Genomic DNA, 16436 nt, shown 5'->3' on the forward strand with positions numbered 1-16436 from the left:
CTTTGCTATCTTTCCCGATAGTAAAGCGGCTTTCTCTTTTTATATCAAATTAAAAAGAGGCTCATCCGACTGCAAGATGAGCCTCTTTTCGATTCTACTTATTTATACTCTGCTGAATTCATCAGGATCAGCAAACATCCGCTTGTCCTGATTAAGGGCGTTTATTTTATCCATATCTTCTTGTGAAAGCTCGAAATCAAAGACATCGGCATTTTCAGCAATTCGATGTGGCTTAACAGACTTCGGAATGGTCACAACGCCCGTTTGAATATCCCAGCGGATAATCACTTGAGCAACTGATTTATTATATTTATTAGCAATCTCAACTAACGTAGGCTCCTCCAGCAGACCTCCTTGCATTAATGGAGACCATGCTTCAAGCTGTATTCCGTTCTTTTTGCAAAAATCATGAAGTTCCCTTTGATTAAACCGCGGGTGATATTCTACTTGATTGACCATCGGCTTAATTTCACAATCTGCCAAAATATCTTCTAAGTGATGAACTTTAAAATTACTAACCCCAATCGCACGGACCCGTCCATCCTTATAAAGTTTTTCAAGCGCCTGCCAGGTCTTTACGTACTTTCCATGAGATGGAAGAGGCCAGTGAATGAGATAAAGATCTAAATAATCTAGTCCCAGCTTTTCCATACTTACATCAAATGCTTTTAGTGTCTCTTCATATCCTTGATCAGCGTTCCAAAGTTTCGTGGTAATAAATAGCTCCTCACGAGGTACGTTTGATTCCGCAATGGCTTTGCCTACACCTTCCTCGTTTTTATAAATAGCCGCTGTGTCGATGCTCCGGTAACCAACCTCCAGAGCCGTTTTAACTGAATTGACAACTTCCTCGCCGTCTTTTACCAGAAACACACCTAAGCCTACCCAAGGCATTTCGACTCCATTATGTAAAGTCACAGTACTTTTTAAACTAGTAATCATAGATTATCTCTCCTTTATAAAAGATTAATATAGATTGGACATAGAATTAAAGTTCTACGTAATCTCTCCATTTATGGACAGGCTGCCAATTTAACAGTTTTTTTGCCTTTTCATTGTTTAATAATGGGGCGAAGCCTGATAAATCTCGGCGGAAGTCCTTTACAGATGGATAGCAAGTTTCCATTAGCTGCTTGCTCTCCATGTCCATACTTGATTCATCAGCACCGATATTAAGGGCAACTGAACCGAGTCCGTCTGTCTCAACGGCCAGCCGGTAAGCGGTCGCAGCATCTCTCGTATCAATATAACTCCAAAGGATGGTCTTTCGCTGCTCTGGATCATGAATAAATCCAGGGAAATTCTTATACATCTCAGGTGAAATCACATTTCCCAGCCTAAAAGACACCACCTGCATTCCTGTTCTCCGGTTAATCATATCGGCTGTCTTCTCATTCACGATTTTGGATAATCCATAGCTTTCTTCAGGCAGCTGCGGATGGTCTTCATCGATTGGTACATACTGAGGCTGCAGGTTTTGTTTTGAAAAACAAATACCATAAGACGATTCACTTGATGAAATGACTGCCTTCTTGATTCCCAAATTTCCTGCAGCTTCTAAAATGTTATAAGTGGACAAGACATTGTTCTGAAAAGTTACTTCGTTTGGATGTGAATAAGCTACAGGGATGGCTGCAAGATGGACCACGGCATCGGCACCAGCCAATACGCCATACACTTCACCTAAATTGGTCAAGTCTGTAATTACAGTCCGGCAAAGCGCTTCTTTAGGATTTTTCATATCTGCATTTACCACATCATACCCATTATTTAAGAATTCTTTTATGACGTCTCGCCCTAGAAGCCCGCTTCCTCCTGTTACTACTACCTTTTTCATGACTACTCCTCCATCTCTAAATGATAAGGCTTACATTTTCTTATGTTTGTTAGTCTAGTGCATAAACTAAGTATATTACATAATCTCTTATTTTCAAGTGATTTGTTTTATTCTCATTTAATAGGTCCAAAAGTTCAATATAATAATCTTTTAAAGTGGGGACATAAGCACTAGAGTAAGAAACCCCCATTCTCTGGAAGTAAGTGGTATGATAGATATACATATACTAGAAAGGAGCATCAGGATGGACAAAGACATCTTATTTCGCAATAATGTGAAAGTTAAGGGCAAAGGAAAACAGTTCATTATCTTTGCTCCTGGCTTTGGCTGTGATCAATCTGTTTGGAATTCCGTTGCAGCAGCATTCGAAGATGACTACCGAGTTGTTTTATTTGATTATGTGGGTTTGGGACAATCAGACATATCTGCTTATGACTCGAACAGATATAGTAGTCTTATCGGCTACGCCCAAGATGTACTTGATGTTTGTTCCGCTTTAGATGTAAAAGACGCTGTATTCGTTGGACACTCTGTTGGCAGTATGATTGGTATGATTGCGTCATTACGTCATCCTGAGTACTTCTCTCATCTTGTTATGATCGGCCCTTCTCCATGCTACCTCAATGATCCTCCTCAATACTTTGGAGGCTTTGAACAAGAGGAGCTTTTAGGCTTAATTGATATGATGGAGAAAAATTACATAGGCTGGGCAAATGTATTTGCCTCGACCGTAACCAATAACGAAAAAAGGCCCGATGTTAAACTCCAGCTGGAAGAACGTTTTTGTTCGACAGATCCGATTATTGCAAGACAATTCGCGGAAGCTGCTTTTTTTGCAGACAACCGCAGCGACATACCAAAAGTAACGGTACCAACCCTTATTTTACAATGTTCAAATGATATCATTGCTCCACTAACAGTGGGACAGTACATTCATCAGCATCTTCTAGGCAGTATACTGAGAATAATGGAAGCAACGGGACATTGCCCGCATATGAGTCATCCAAAGGAGACGATTCGCCTCATCAAAGAATATCTGAACCAGGCAGCTTTAGAACCCGGCTTAGCGGTTAGAGGAGAAAGAATTTAATGGACGAACAATTGAATTATGCACCTTGTGGATTTCTAACTTTAACTGAAAGCGGTATGATTTTATCCATTAATCAGACATTGCTTCAGATACTTGGTTACACTGAAGATCAATTAACGGGACAGCATGTCAAGAGGATCCTCACTGTCCCGGCCCGTCTGTTTTTTGAGTTTTATTTTTTTCCGCTTGTAAAATTAGATCATCATGTGGAGGAAATGTATGTTTCACTAAAGTCGAATAAAAACGAAGAGATTCCTGTTCTTATTAATGCAGTCGAAAGAAAGGGAAACGCGGGAACAGTGCTTGAGTGTATCCTTATCCCGATGCGCAAAAGAAACGAGTTTGAAAATGAACTTCTTCATGCTAAAAAGGAGATCGAAGCGGCATTAAAAGAAAAGGATCAAATGAATGCAGAATTAGAGACTACACTTAAAGAGATGGAAATACAAAAAGAAGAACTGCTCGAACTGTACAAGCAGAATCATACATATAAAATTGAAACAAAAAAAGAATTGGAGCTTGCCAGAATCATTCAAGAAACATCGCTAACCGATGCAATGAACGATGAAAATATTCAAATGGAGGTATTTTACAACCCCTCTGGTGAATTATCCGGTGATATTTACGGGATTTATCGAATTGATCAGCATCGCTATGGTATTATTTTGCTTGATGTAATGGGCCACGGCATTTCTTCCGCTTTAATTACGATGACGCTGCACTCCTTGTTTCAAAGATTAATTTCCGCAGGAGCGGCTGTTGATATTGTTCTGAAGGAATTGGACAGCCATCTCCACAAGCTGTTTCAAAACAATGAGGAGGCGAGACACTTCTCTGCAGCCATCTACCTTTTAATTGATACAGAAAAACAACAAATAGAGTATATCAATGCAGGTCATCCCCCTGCTTTATGGCAGGACCCTGACGGAAAGCAATATGAATTATACGCTGCAGCCCCGCCGCTTGGAACCTTTGAGGGAATCGAATATAAGACAAAAACCTTTCCCTTGAGAAAAGGAGGCAGACTGCTCCTTTACACAGATGGGATTGATCCCCTTGCTTCCAATCATTTAGCCCCTTTATTAAAAAATACAGTTTCCTTACCTTTAATTAAACTAAAAGAGAAAATATTACAATCCTTAACGAAGGAAAAAGATATCAATCATAAAAGTGATGACGAATGTTTTATTCTTATTGATTTTAAATAAATAAGGCCGTCTCCCAAGAGCTGGCCTTATTTATTATTATAAAAGCGATTCTGCCCCATCAATAAAAATCTCACTGCCAGTAATATGACTGGATTGGTTAGAGGCAAGGAACAGGACCAGGTCGGCGACTTGTTCAGGCTTTCCTGCTCTCTGTTCCAGCGGCTGGCTGCCTTCGGGATATTCAACAGGAATTTGAACCTCTTTTAATTTTTCATTGTCTTTCCAGGTATTCTCATTGATATTGGTATCAATGGCGCCTGGACAAACCACATTGACTCTTATACCGTACTTAGCGAGTTCAAGTGCCGCCATTTTCCCAAAGCCCATCTGGCCTATTTTTGAGGTACTATAGGCAGACATGCCAAAATTTTTATATACTCTGTTTCCATTTATGGAGCTGGTGATAATGATACTTCCTCCGTTTGTTTTTAAATGTGGAATGGCATATTTAACAGTTAAAAAGGTGCTTGTTAAATTGTTTGAAATGGTCAGATTCCAATCTTTCGGATCCATCTCTTCAATTGGTGTGACTTCACCGTTTATTCCGGCATTAGCGAACACTACATCAAGTTTTCCCCATTGATCGATCGTCTTTTTGTAACATTGCTCCATTTCCTCTGGATGAGAAACATTCGCTTCTAAAACTAATGCTTCACTACCCAATTCTTCTATCTGATTTTTAACTTCTTCCACGTTTTCTTTATGCAAATCTACTAGAGCAATCTTCGCTCCACTTTCAGCGAGTTTTATCGCCGCAGCCTTACCTATTCCTGATCCAGCACCTGTAATGAAAGCAACTTGGTTTTGAAGAATTTTCTCCACTTCTTAAAGCCTCCCTTAAATCGTATCGTTATGTATCTTACTATAACCCTCTCAGAGATTTTGAAACGCAAAAGTCCTTTTTTAATAGATTTACACGATACTCTAGGTTAAAGAAAACCATTCATGGCTCCGTTATTCATTTAATTATGTTTTGTTAAAAAGAATTGGATATTCAAAAAAAGGCATTCTAAAAAGTAGGACAAAGCATCGAATGATCATTTTGTTTGAATCCTGCTCAATCAATGATTTAAGGGGGATTAATTGTGAAGCTGTATCAAGTAAGAAAAGGGCAATTTGTATACTACAATAATGAATTACACAAGGTATACGGTGTCAAACCAATGTTTAAACTGTCCATTCATCTTATAAAGCTGAGGGATTTAACACAGCATATAACCAATGCAGCGAGTGTGGAGAAATATATACCAAGGGAAAATGACAGTTTTATTTTTAATCATAAAGTATACACACTCCGGAATCATCAAAGACCTGTCGCAGGAGATTATATTTTAATTAACAATCCTGCCCCGGATTCCCTGGATCATTATTCCTTAAATGAATTTGAAGTGGTTGAAACCGTTGATAACAAAGGGGTCGTTACAAGCGACTTGGATGGGATCAAGCATAGCGAATATTTATTAATGGTTCCTGGCCGTGCTCCAGACAGTCATCCCATCGATTATAAAGACATGATCAATGTGGAGGAAAACTTAGATGACGCTGGCCCGCAAATTGTTCATCCATACAGTGAGCTATCGGCGCAATTGGGAGACATTTTTAAAAAGAAGGACAGTGATGTATTAATCGAGGCTATGGTGGTGGCAATCGAAGGGCACACCATTTATCTTGGAGCCGGAATAGAGGTTCCGCATGAAGAATTGATGGATACGGATAAGTGGGAATTTCAATATAATCCCTTTAATAACTAACAGAGCTACATCCATATATTAAGTATCTTCATATGCCAGGAGGTTCCCATGGATAAAATTAAAGAAAATAGTGTTTTTATCATTTCTTTATTGCTGACCCTTATTTTTATTATCTGGGGCGTTTTCTTTACAAATAATCTCACGAAGGTCACCAATGCCGTTTATAATGGTTCAATTGATTATCTCGGCTGGGTTTATCTCGGTGCCACTCTATTCTTCGTCATTTTTTCGATCTATTTATTTTTCTCAAGATATGGAAATATCCGACTCGGCAGGAAAACTGACACACCTGATTTCTCTACTGCCTCATGGCTGTCCATGCTATTTGGCGCTGGTATGGGTGTTGGTATTGTTTACTGGAGTGTCGCCGAACCAGTAACCCACTACACTGCCCCTCCGTATGGAAAAGGATATACTGTTGACGCAGCGAACACCGCTATGAAATTTACATTTTTTCATTGGGGACTGCACCCATGGGCAATCTACACCGTTATTGGGTTAACCCTTGCCTTTTTTCAATATAATAAAAGGCTTCCTGCAGCGATCAGTTCTGCATTCTATCCTATTTTGGGCGAAAGGATTTACGGTCCGATTGGCAAAACAATCGATATTCTGTCTATCTTTGCAACAGTCTTCGGTATTGCCACTTCATTGGGGCTCGGGGCCATGCAGGTTACTGCAGGCATGCATGACATATTCGGCATTCCCAATACGTTATTAATACAACTGATTGTCATCCTGGTTGCAACAGTCCTTTTTATCATCTCTCTTAATACGGGCTTGGAAAAAGGAATAAAGTTCTTATCTAACGCAGCTATCATCTTTTCAGTGGCCATTCTTGTACTAATTATGCTCGTCGGACCAGCATTAACGGTTATTAAGGTTTTTTTCAATACAATGGGACTATATTTAAGTGATTTTTTACAAATGAGTTTACGAATAAGTCCCTTTGGAGAGGGCGAACAATGGATTGCTTCATGGACCTTGTTTTACTGGGCCTGGTGGATTGCCTGGGCTCCATTCGTCGGCATGTTCATTGCCCGGGTTTCAAGGGGGAGGACCATCAAGGAGTTTGTGATTGGTGTATTGGTTGTTCCCACACTTGGAACATGTCTGTGGATGTCCGTGTTTGGCGGCTCAGCACTTGATCTTGTTCAAAATCCCGAAAATCGCGATTTGGCAAAACATATCGCCGAAAATATAAACTTGTCTATCTTTATATTCTTCGACCATCTTCCATTAAGCACCTTATTAAGCATTTTAGGTTTTGCCGTGGTAGCTATTTATTATATAACTGTTGCCGATACTGCGACTTTTGTATTGGGGATGTTAAGTGAAGGCGGAACGCTTAATCCTTCTAACAAAATAAAAATGACTTGGGGTGTCATCCAATCTGCCTTATCTGCTGTTTTGCTGCTCGCCGGCGGTTTGGATGTATTACAAACCGCTTCTATCGCTGCTGCTCTTCCTTTTGCCATTATCATGCTTGCCATGTGCTATTCCTTACTGGCAGGATTAAAAAAGGAAGCTGAAATGCAAAGAGGCAATAATCGGAGCACGAGGCCTCATTAATAGTAATAAAGACCTTCCTGATCTGTCATTGATTTGGAAGGTTTTTGTATAACAGTCTTCGGTGATAATCTTTTCTCATGTAAAAGGACGTTAGGAGATGATTGACTAATGAAAAAAAGCATGATTGCCTTTCTAACTTGTCTATCTATGACAGCGGCTCCCTATTCAGCTGCAGGACAGTCACTTCAAAGTGTTGAGGTAAAATACAGACAAACCACCTTACGTCCGCTCTCGACAGAAGTAATGGTCATTGCTCATCGAGGGGCTTCTGCCTACGGACCAGAAAATACGCTGGCAGCCTATAAGCAGGCGATTCTGATGAAGGCCGATTATGTGGAACTGGACTTGCAAATGACGAGGGATGGCCAATTGATTGCCATGCATGATGAAACACTGGAGAGAACCACCAATGCAAAAGAACTTTTTCCCAATCGTGCACCTTGGCAGGTAAAGGATTTTACACTCCAAGAAATTCGCCGGCTTGATGCAGGTTCTTGGTTTAATAGCGCTTATCCGGATCAGGCGAATAGCGAATACAACAATCAACATGTCCCAACCCTTGGAGAAGCAATCGACTTAATCAAACAACAAGGGAATGGAAAAACCGGAATTTACATAGAAACAAAAGCACCAGGCCTTTACCCTGGGATGGAAGAGAAAATAATTAATGCCTTAAGAGAAATGAATGTCCTCTCTCAGGAAAAACTTTTCATCGAATCATTCAGTGAGGGAAGCCTTCGTAAATTAAAGTACCTCGCCCCTGACGTCAAGCTGATTCAGCTTTATAAAGGAAGTATGCTGGCAGGCAAGAATCTGTCCCAGGAATTTAAACGAGTCTCTGCCTATGCATCGGGTGTTGGTCCCAGCAAGGAACTTGTAGGGCGAAGACTGATAAAGGCCGCTCACCAGAATTACCTATTGGTCCACCCATGGACGGTCAATTCCGAGGACGATATGGTATTCTTGCTAGCACTGGGTGTGGATGGTCAATTCACCAATCATACAGACCAGCTGGTCCATTTACTGGAGAGGCCGTTTATTTCACATGGAGTCTCTAACGGCGAGGTAACTGACGCCTCCGCGGTCCTATGGGCTCGTACCAATGGAAACACAAGAGTACAATTTGAAATTTCTACTGACAGTAGTTTTAAACAGAACATACATATCAAGACCAGTTCAGCCGATGATAAGCATGATTTTATAGTAAGTGTACAATTTACTGGGTTAAAATCTGATACAAAGTACTATTTCCGGGCCCGGGCCCTCTCTAGTCAATATACTGTGACCGGTTCGTTTCAAACAAAGAAGCACAGTGACGGTTCAAATGCTTCTTAAAGCAGAAGAACCATCCCTGTGCTTCTTTTATTTCAGGCTGATGATTAGATAATTCGTGCTGTAACGATTCCTTCAATTTGGTTGATTTTTTCTGACAAACCAGGAATCACATCACCGTTTACTTTATCTTCAATGTCAATCATTGTATATGCGTAGTCACCGCGGCTTCTGTTCACCATGTCAGCGATGTTTAGATTGTAGCTGGAGATCGCTGATGTGATCTGACCCACCATGTTTGGAATATTGCGGTGGAATGCTGCGACACGTCGTTTTCCTGTGTAAGGAAGTTCAGCATTTGGGAAATTGACTGAGTTTTTGATGTTTCCTGTTTCTAATAGTTCCTTCACTTGACGAGCTGCCATAATGGCACAGTTTTCCTCAGACTCTGCTGTAGAAGCTCCAAGATGAGGAATAGAAATCGTGTTTTTCATTTTTAATACTGTTTCATTCGGGAAGTCTGTAATATACCTGCCAACGCTGCCTTCTTCTAATGCCACAGCCATGTCCACTTCATTTACTAACTCACCACGTGAGAAATTAAGAATTTGAACACCCGGCTTCATAATGCTGAATGCCTTTTGGTTAAACATGCCTTTTGTATCATTGGTTAATGGTACGTGGACAGTAATATAATCTGACTCTGCAAACAATTGTTCAATTGTCATCGCACGCTGTACATTTCGAGACAAGTTCCATGCTGTATCAACTGAAATGAATGGGTCAAACCCGATTACATCCATATCTAAATCAAGGGCATCATTCGCTACAAGTGCACCAATTGCACCTAAACCGATTATACCAAGCGTTTTTCCTTTGATTTCTTTTCCAACAAATTGTTTCTTTCCTGCTTCAACAAGCTTTGGCACCTGTTCGCCTTCACCCACTAGCGTTTTTGTCCAAGCCACACCATCAAAAAGGTTACGAGAAGATGAAATTAAAGAAGTTAAGACCATCTCTTTTACCGCATTCGCATTCGCACCAGGTGTATTAAAGACAACAATCCCTTGCTCTGTGCATTTTTCAACCGGAATGTTATTAACACCGGCCCCAGCACGTGCGATCGCTTTTAAATTAGTGCCGAATTCAAGTGAATGCATATTAAAACTGCGGACAACAATTGCATCGGGATTTTCACTGTCATTATCAATAGTAAAATTTCCTTTATTAAATACCTTTAGGCCGCTTTCTGCGATATTGTTTAATGTTTTAATAGTCTTCACGTTGTCTATAACTAGTGTGCTCATCTTGTCTACCTCACTTTAGATATAATAGTTTTTTATATTCTTAATTAACTCTTGATTCGCCAGTACGATGAATGACCTCTTACAAAATGATGGAAGATCGCCTCCTAATATATAGAAAGAGGTAAGGGATCCTTCTTCCTCCCTTACCTCTGCCCAGGCGAACGGCTCCGACACTATGTGCTCCCCCACGGTTTTCCGTGTTTCGCCAGTCACACATAGCCTTTTAAATTTATTTGTATTTTAACAAATATTCTAATACTTTTCAATTATAAAATAAACGTCAAAAAATGGTATCTTGTTACAACTTTTCAAAATTCGCAGTGGGCTTTTAGTCTTGGACTATTTTTTAATCATATCAAAAACTTGCTCAACATCCTTATCGCCGCGTCCGGATAAATTCACCACCAACACATCATCAGCTTGTAATTCTGCAGCTAGTTTGACAGCATAGGCGACTGCATGTGAACTTTCCAATGCTGGAATAATCCCTTCTGTCTTACTTAGTAAAAGAAAAGCCTCTAAAGCTTCTTGTCCCGTAACCGTTACATACTCGCCTCTTCCACTTGTCTTTAAGTAGCTGTGTTCTGGTCCTACACCAGGATAATCCAGACCGGCTGCAATCGAGTAGGTTGGTTTAGGTTCTCCGTTTTCATCTAATAATGTCAAACATTTAAATCCATGAATGACAGCTGGAACGCCTTCACTTAGGGTTGGGGCTTCCGCTGGTTCTACCCCAATAAGGCGGACATCCTTTTCGTCTATATAGTGGGCAAATGCTCCAATCGCGTTGCTTCCACCGCCTGCACAGGCGATGACGGCAGTCGGCAGCTTGCCTTCTTTTTCAAGGATCTGGCGTTTGGATTCTTCACTAATGATTGCCTGGAAATGTTTGACCATGGTTGGGTACGGATGAGGTCCAACAGCTGAACCCAATAAATAAAAAGTATTTTTATAGTTTTGGACTAAATCCCCTAAAGCTTCATCAACCGCATCCTTTAGGCGTCCTTGCCCTTTTGAAACAGGTATTACCTTTGCGCCAAGTAATTCCATCCGAAAAACGTTCAGTGCTTGTCGTTCGGTGTCAAGCTTACCCATATAGATGACACATTCCATCCCAAACATCGCACACGCCGTAGCCGTCGCCACGCCATGCTGGCCTGCCCCGGTTTCCGCAATAATCCGCTTAACGCCCATTCGTTTGGCTAATAAAATCTGCCCGATGGCATTATTGATTTTGTGGGCTCCAGTATGGTTTAAATCTTCCCGCTTCAAGTAGATTTTCGCTCCTCCTACTCTTGCAGTCAAATTCCCGGCAAATGTGAGAGGGTTTTCCCGGCCAATATATTCTTTTAAATAATAATTATATTCTTCGATAAACTCAGGATCATCCTTATACCGCAAAAATTGTTCTTCCAATACGTTCATGACAGTCTGTAAATCCTCAGGAACAAAACTGCCTCCAAACTCACCAAAATAACCTTTGACCTCAGTATTTACTTTCTCCATGATCTCCTCGTCTCCTTCGAATCTATCTCTTAGCTCAGCAGAATAATAAATTAGAATATTCTAACTTTTATTTTATCACTATACTACTATCATGGGAACTATTTCGATAGTATTTTTAACCATTAACTTTTTATACCTTTTTAAATCCCAATTAAAGGTGTTTTAACTAATGTGTCGTTTCTTGGTATAATGAATAATAAGGTGAAGCAGCAAACTACTCGGGGTGATTATTTTTTTCAGAAAAACTTGAGGTGAAGATGAAATAGAAAATTTAATGTTTGATGTCGCTTTGGGTATTACTCCCCAAAAAGAACCGGCTTATATATATACCTACGCCTATTCAGAAGATGAACGTTCTTTATGTGCGTTGGAAATGCGCTCATTATTTGGTGAGATGTCTCAATCTAACGTCTTGGAAAGCTTTGTAAAAATTGATCCAAATCGCAGCCCTTTTATTAAGGAAAGAATTACAGTAACTTATACGGCGGAAAGCCTTGAGGAACTTTTTTTACAGGTAGAAACTTTACAGCTATGCGGAGCTACGTTTAAAGTCACTTATGTAAAAAATAATGGTCAGACCAAAAGTGAAAAGGCAGGCTTCGAGAAACGGCGTTCAATTGAACGTGAGATTGGATTACACATCCATGGTAAAGCAGATCTTCGTCAACCTGATCGATGGTTTGGTGTCATGAATGTTAACGGACGATGGGTATTTGGGGAGTATCTGAAAAGTGAGTCCGTTTGGTTTCGACATCAAAAAAAGCCAAATGGGTACTCGACTGCACTCAATACGCGTGTTGCTAGAGCAGTAGTAAATATTGCTATCCCAAATCCATCTGGAATTAAGGCCATCGATCCTTGCTGTGGTATTGGTACGGTCCTAGTTGAAGCCCGGTCCATGGGAATTAATATGGTGGGAAGCGATCGAAATCAATTGATTCTCCCTGGGGCACGAGAAAACATGGCATATTTTGGTCTTACTGGTGAAATAACCGAAAGAGATATTCGCGATATCACCAATCATTATGATGTCGCCATTATTGATTTACCCTATAATTTGTGTTCAGTAATAACTGCAGAAGAACAGCTGGAAATACTCCAAAGTGCTCGTAGGTTTGCAACCAGAGTAGTCGTGGTCACTGTTGAACCCATAGATGAAATCCTAATAAATGCAAGATTTTCAATTATTGATCGAGCTGTTGCAAAAAAGGGGTTATTTATTCGAGAAGTGCTTGTATGTAATTGATTGATTGGGCTCAATTAGAGTCTATTCATTTTGCTATAAGTAATCTGAGTGTAATAAGGTAAGTTTTATCGTTAAGAAATGAGGAGAATGTATGAAAAAAGAGTCGATATATGGATTAACTATAGATCAATTGACAGCATGGCTAATGGAACACGGTCATAAAAAGTCAAGGGCTCAACAAGTTTGGGAATATCTTTATCGAAAACGTGTAACAGCTTTCTCGGATATGACAGATGTAAATCAAGCTTGTGTTCAATTACTGTCAGAGAACTTCGCCATTCATACTTTACAGGAGCATATTAAGCAAGAATCTGCCGATGGAACGATTAAATTCTTGTTTAAATTGCAGGATGGCAACTTAATTGAAACAGTTTTAATGCGCCAAAAATATGGTCTTTCGGTTTGTGTAACCACGCAAGTAGGCTGTAATATAGGATGCAGTTTTTGCGCGAGCGGTCTATTAGCGAAAAGCCGCGATTTATCCAGCGGAGAAATTGTCGAGCAGATTATGAATGTCCAACTGCATCTCGACAAAAAAGGTCAAGAAGAAATGGTGAGTCATGTGGTAGTGATGGGTATTGGTGAACCATTTGATAATTTTGAGAACCTATTGGACTTTATTAAGGTGATCAAAGATGATAAAGGGCTTGCCATTGCTGCTAGACGGATTACCGTATCAACCAGTGGTCTTGCCGACAAGATTATTGAATTCACGGATTTACATCTGCAGGTAAACCTGGCCGTCTCCTTACATGCACCAAATAATGAGCTTCGTACTCGTATTATGAAAATAAACCGTGCCATTCCCATTGAAAAACTCATGAAGGCGATGGAGTATTATATCGAAAAAACAAATCGTCGAATTACGATTGAGTATATTCTGTTGAGGGAAGTAAATGATCATAAGCAAGAAGCCGAGCAGCTTGCCTCACTTCTTCATCCTCTAGGACAACAGGTCTATGTGAACTTAATTCCCTATAATCCAGTGGATGAACATAGTCAATATCAAAGAAGTGAACAGGAGTCAGTTCTCTCGTTTTATGATACGTTGAAAAAAGGCGGTATTAATTGCAAAATCCGCCAAGAACATGGAACAGACATCGATGCTGCGTGCGGACAGTTAAGAAGCAAACAAATTAGAAAAGTATAAGCTCAGAAATTTTAAAAGAAGGTACCTAAAGATTTTTAGATACCTTCTTTTTTTACCTTTTCCTAGAGGACCCATCTATTGTTATTCAGTAAATTTTTTAAAAATCAATGTGGCATTATGTCCGCCAAAACCTAATGAATTCGATAAAACTACATCTACGTCCTTCTTCTTAGCTACATTCGGGACATAATCTAAATCAAGTCCTTCATCAGGTGTTTCATAATTAATGGTTGGGGGAATCACGCCTTCTTTGATGGCTAATAGAGAAAAAATCGCCTCAATCGCTCCGGTTGCCCCCAATAGGTGACCCGTCATTGATTTTGTCGAACTGACCGAAAGCCGATAAGCATGTTCTTTAAATACTTCTTTTATCGCTGCTGTTTCGTTCAAATCATTATAATAAGTGGATGTACCATGTGCATTAATGTAGTCCACTTGTTCTGGTGAGATTCTGGCATCCTCTAATGCTAATTTCATTGCCCGCTGGGCGCCTTCCCCTTCTGGTGCTGGTGTTGTAATATGATGAGCATCACCTGTAGCCCCGTAACCCATCAATTCTCCATATATGTGAGCACCACGGGCTAATGCATGCTCTAATTCCTCTAACACGACAATTCCAGCACCTTCACCAATCACAAACCCATCACGATTTTTATCAAAAGGACGGCTTGCTGTGTTCGGATCTGGATTTTTTGAAAGAGCGGTCATATTCGAAAAACCGGCAACCGTCATTGCTGTAACTGTCGCTTCTGTCCCGCCGGCAATCATCATATCCACATCGCCCTTTTGAATCACACGAAAGGCATCACCGATGGAATTGGCTCCGGACGCACATGCGGTCACAGAACAATTGTTAATTCCCTTTGCACCAAGTTCGATGGAAACCTGGCCTGCTGCCATGTCCGGGATAAACATCGGAATGGTAAACGGATTGACCCGTCTTTGGCCTTTTTCAATAAATTTCTGATGCTGTTCCTCGAATTCACCTAAACCGCCAATACCTGATCCGATCCAGACACCAACTCGTTCTGGTTGGATATCGGCACCAATCTCAATGCCGGCATCCTTTACTGCCATTTTACTTGCGGCTACAGCAAACTGACTATAACGCCCCATTCTTCTTGCTTCTTTTCGATCCATATAGGCTTCTGGAGTAAAGTCCTTTACCTCCGCAGCGATTTTGACATCTACTTTATTTATATCAAATAAGGTAGCTGGTCCGATCCCTGAAACTCCCTTTTTTATGTTATCCCATGTAGTCAAAGCGTCATTCCCCAAAGGTGTGACTGCTCCCATACCTGTAACCACTACTCTTTTCATTTAATGTTCTCTCCCACCCTTTTTTTATTATTGTAACTAATTAAGGGTGGCTGGACAAATTGATTGGTTTTGAGTGAGGGATTTGGAATCATTCTAATTTAATCTATTCCAAAAAAAAGCAGCTCCGTCATATGACGGTCGCTGCTTTTTTTAAGGTTTCATTGTCTCCCAGCTGCCAACATGGTGAACAGCAATTCCACTATATCCGGCTGTCCCGGCATAATAGCTTTTTACCTTGTCCAGCTCCTGGTTCATATAAGCTTCCCCTTCTTCATAGAAGGATATATTGTCACCCTCACTTGTTTGTCCTGTTTCTACACCTATTAATAGCTGCTTATTATATTTTCCAGCAAGGGCTATTTCATTTTTCACGAGGTCAATAATCATTGCCGCTGAATCACGATAGGCCATAATTGACACACTGTTTGTGTTAGCTATTACCCATTCAGCTAACGTCCCTTTACCATAGGTGTTTTTATAAGTGGTCTCATCAAACCAGAAAGGAATATCTGCCTCTAGCGGCAGAGCTAAAGCAGCCGCACTGCTTTTAGCTTTCAAAAATAAGGCTTGATAGGATTTTATCGTTCCGGCCTGATTGGTCGACCAGCCGCTGTATAAATAAGGTTCCACGTCTAAATGAATCCCAGCAAACTTTTGAAGAGTGGAAGAACCTTTTTGATAGGTCTGCAGCCAATTTACTAGTTGATCTAGGTTTCGATCGCCTTTTGGAGCCACCCAGTTAGGTCCCCCGTCTAATGCATAAATCTTGATTCCCTTGGCAGAAGCCTTCTCAATAAAACTTTGGTAAACATTAAGCGGGATATCACGGTCAATCTGCAGATATACTTTGTTCACATTCTTCCCCTCAAGAAAAGCGAGAGTACCAGATTCGTTATTCACCAATTCCCAAGGATTCCAAAGCCATGTAGCTAAGGTTTGATTGTCGGAAGCTTTTGCGCATCCAAAGGACCCAGCAAAAATTGAGAAAAAAACAAGGGCTGAGATTACTAGTTTTTTCATGAACTTTACCTCCATTCTGTCACCCAAGGCTCACAGAATGGAACCTGGCAACCTGACGACCATACGCGTTTAAAAGCTGCGTGTAGGCTCATGGCTTTGCGTCCTACCCTTTCGGAGTAGTTTGCCTTTTTCAGAATAATAATTTTCTATATTATAA

General features: G+C 40.5%; 14 protein-coding genes and 2 riboswitches. Of the genes, 7 read left to right on the forward strand and 7 right to left on the reverse strand.

Annotated features, from left to right (window positions below; all coding sequences use genetic code 11):
- Window positions 1-102: 102 nt before the first annotated feature.
- Window positions 103-942, reverse strand: coding sequence for an aldo/keto reductase (locus GXK58_RS21150; protein ID WP_160725159.1), 840 nt, complete (start codon window positions 940-942; stop codon window positions 103-105).
- Window positions 943-988: 46 nt separating this feature from the next.
- The gene (locus GXK58_RS21155) at window positions 989-1837 is read right to left on the reverse strand and encodes an NAD-dependent epimerase/dehydratase family protein (protein ID WP_160725160.1); all 849 of its coding nucleotides are present in this window, start codon (window positions 1835-1837) and stop codon (window positions 989-991) included.
- A 244-nt stretch (window positions 1838-2081) separates the two neighbouring features.
- On the opposite strand from GXK58_RS21155, the gene GXK58_RS21160 reads away from it, so the two are divergent.
- Window positions 2082-2927 carry an alpha/beta fold hydrolase gene (locus GXK58_RS21160; RefSeq protein ID WP_160725161.1) on the forward strand — a complete coding sequence of 282 codons (846 nt, stop codon included), beginning with the start codon at window positions 2082-2084 and terminating at the stop codon, window positions 2925-2927.
- Window positions 2927-4135, forward strand: coding sequence for a SpoIIE family protein phosphatase (locus GXK58_RS21165; protein WP_160725162.1), 1209 nt, complete (start codon window positions 2927-2929; stop codon window positions 4133-4135). Before GXK58_RS21160 ends, GXK58_RS21165 begins: the two co-directional genes overlap by 1 nt.
- Window positions 4136-4171: 36 nt before the next feature.
- Here the strand turns inward: GXK58_RS21165 and GXK58_RS21170 are convergent, their stop codons facing one another.
- Entirely contained in the window at window positions 4172-4957 is a 786-nt protein-coding gene (locus GXK58_RS21170; protein ID WP_160725163.1) for an SDR family oxidoreductase, read from the reverse strand.
- A 263-nt stretch (window positions 4958-5220) separates the two neighbouring features.
- On the opposite strand from GXK58_RS21170, the gene GXK58_RS21175 reads away from it, so the two are divergent.
- From GXK58_RS21175 to GXK58_RS21185, 3 genes are all read left to right on the forward strand, one after another.
- Window positions 5221-5886, forward strand: coding sequence for a hypothetical protein (locus GXK58_RS21175; RefSeq protein ID WP_160725164.1), 666 nt, complete (start codon window positions 5221-5223; stop codon window positions 5884-5886).
- Window positions 5887-5934: 48 nt separating this feature from the next.
- Entirely contained in the window at window positions 5935-7458 is a 1524-nt protein-coding gene (locus GXK58_RS21180; RefSeq protein ID WP_160725165.1) for a glycine betaine uptake BCCT transporter, read from the forward strand.
- 108 nt (window positions 7459-7566) lie between these two features.
- Window positions 7567-8793, forward strand: coding sequence for a glycerophosphodiester phosphodiesterase (locus GXK58_RS21185; RefSeq protein ID WP_160725166.1), 1227 nt, complete (start codon window positions 7567-7569; stop codon window positions 8791-8793).
- Window positions 8794-8837: 44 nt separating this feature from the next.
- Here the strand turns inward: GXK58_RS21185 and GXK58_RS21190 are convergent, their stop codons facing one another.
- On the reverse strand, window positions 8838-10037 hold the full coding sequence (locus GXK58_RS21190) for a phosphoglycerate dehydrogenase (RefSeq protein WP_160725167.1): 1200 nt from the start codon (window positions 10035-10037) through the stop codon (window positions 8838-8840).
- Window positions 10038-10181: 144 nt separating this feature from the next.
- Window positions 10182-10260, reverse strand: a riboswitch (ZMP/ZTP riboswitch).
- Window positions 10261-10376: 116 nt separating this feature from the next.
- Window positions 10377-11543 (reverse strand): tryptophan synthase subunit beta, encoded by a 1167-nt coding sequence (gene trpB / locus GXK58_RS21195; RefSeq protein WP_160725168.1) that lies wholly within the window; start codon window positions 11541-11543, stop codon window positions 10377-10379.
- Between the two features lie 274 nt (window positions 11544-11817).
- Between trpB and GXK58_RS21200 the strand changes: the two genes are divergently transcribed.
- Complete coding sequence (locus GXK58_RS21200; protein ID WP_160725169.1) at window positions 11818-12789, forward strand: TRM11 family SAM-dependent methyltransferase; 972 nt, start codon at window positions 11818-11820, stop codon at window positions 12787-12789.
- A gap of 91 nt (window positions 12790-12880) precedes the next feature.
- Window positions 12881-13939 carry a 23S rRNA (adenine(2503)-C(2))-methyltransferase RlmN gene (gene rlmN, locus GXK58_RS21205; protein WP_160725170.1) on the forward strand — a complete coding sequence of 353 codons (1059 nt, stop codon included), beginning with the start codon at window positions 12881-12883 and terminating at the stop codon, window positions 13937-13939.
- A gap of 81 nt (window positions 13940-14020) precedes the next feature.
- Here the strand turns inward: rlmN and fabF are convergent, their stop codons facing one another.
- Together fabF and GXK58_RS21215 are read right to left on the reverse strand one after the other, a co-directional pair.
- A complete protein-coding gene (fabF, locus tag GXK58_RS21210) occupies window positions 14021-15259 on the reverse strand; it encodes a beta-ketoacyl-ACP synthase II (RefSeq protein WP_160725171.1) in 1239 nt (412 codons plus the stop codon).
- A 150-nt stretch (window positions 15260-15409) separates the two neighbouring features.
- Entirely contained in the window at window positions 15410-16279 is an 870-nt protein-coding gene (locus GXK58_RS21215) for an amidase (RefSeq protein ID WP_160725172.1), read from the reverse strand.
- A gap of 43 nt (window positions 16280-16322) precedes the next feature.
- Window positions 16323-16415, reverse strand: a riboswitch (cyclic di-GMP riboswitch).
- Window positions 16416-16436 lie beyond the last annotated feature (21 nt).

Source organism: Bacillus sp. USDA818B3_A (assembly GCF_009928415.1).
In the GTDB taxonomy this organism is placed as follows: domain Bacteria; phylum Bacillota; class Bacilli; order Bacillales; family Cytobacillaceae; genus Neobacillus.

What these genes read in the sequence shown, in the direction of transcription:
- GXK58_RS21190 (WP_160725167.1), bottom strand. Translation starts at nt 10,037, where the DNA reads ATGAGCACACTAGTTATAGACAACGTGAAGACTATTAAAACATTAAAC.
- GXK58_RS21200 (WP_160725169.1), top strand. Translation starts at nt 11,818, where the DNA reads ATGTTTGATGTCGCTTTGGGTATTACTCCCCAAAAAGAACCGGCTTAT.
- fabF (WP_160725171.1), bottom strand. Translation starts at nt 15,259, where the DNA reads ATGAAAAGAGTAGTGGTTACAGGTATGGGAGCAGTCACACCTTTGGGG.
- GXK58_RS21155 (WP_160725160.1), bottom strand. Translation starts at nt 1,837, where the DNA reads ATGAAAAAGGTAGTAGTAACAGGAGGAAGCGGGCTTCTAGGGCGAGAC.
- trpB (WP_160725168.1), bottom strand. Translation starts at nt 11,543, where the DNA reads ATGGAGAAAGTAAATACTGAGGTCAAAGGTTATTTTGGTGAGTTTGGA.
- GXK58_RS21160 (WP_160725161.1), top strand. Translation starts at nt 2,082, where the DNA reads ATGGACAAAGACATCTTATTTCGCAATAATGTGAAAGTTAAGGGCAAA.
- rlmN (WP_160725170.1), top strand. Translation starts at nt 12,881, where the DNA reads ATGAAAAAAGAGTCGATATATGGATTAACTATAGATCAATTGACAGCA.
- GXK58_RS21215 (WP_160725172.1), bottom strand. Translation starts at nt 16,279, where the DNA reads ATGAAAAAACTAGTAATCTCAGCCCTTGTTTTTTTCTCAATTTTTGCT.
- GXK58_RS21150 (WP_160725159.1), bottom strand. Translation starts at nt 942, where the DNA reads ATGATTACTAGTTTAAAAAGTACTGTGACTTTACATAATGGAGTCGAA.
- GXK58_RS21165 (WP_160725162.1), top strand. Translation starts at nt 2,927, where the DNA reads ATGGACGAACAATTGAATTATGCACCTTGTGGATTTCTAACTTTAACT.
- GXK58_RS21185 (WP_160725166.1), top strand. Translation starts at nt 7,567, where the DNA reads ATGAAAAAAAGCATGATTGCCTTTCTAACTTGTCTATCTATGACAGCG.
- GXK58_RS21180 (WP_160725165.1), top strand. Translation starts at nt 5,935, where the DNA reads ATGGATAAAATTAAAGAAAATAGTGTTTTTATCATTTCTTTATTGCTG.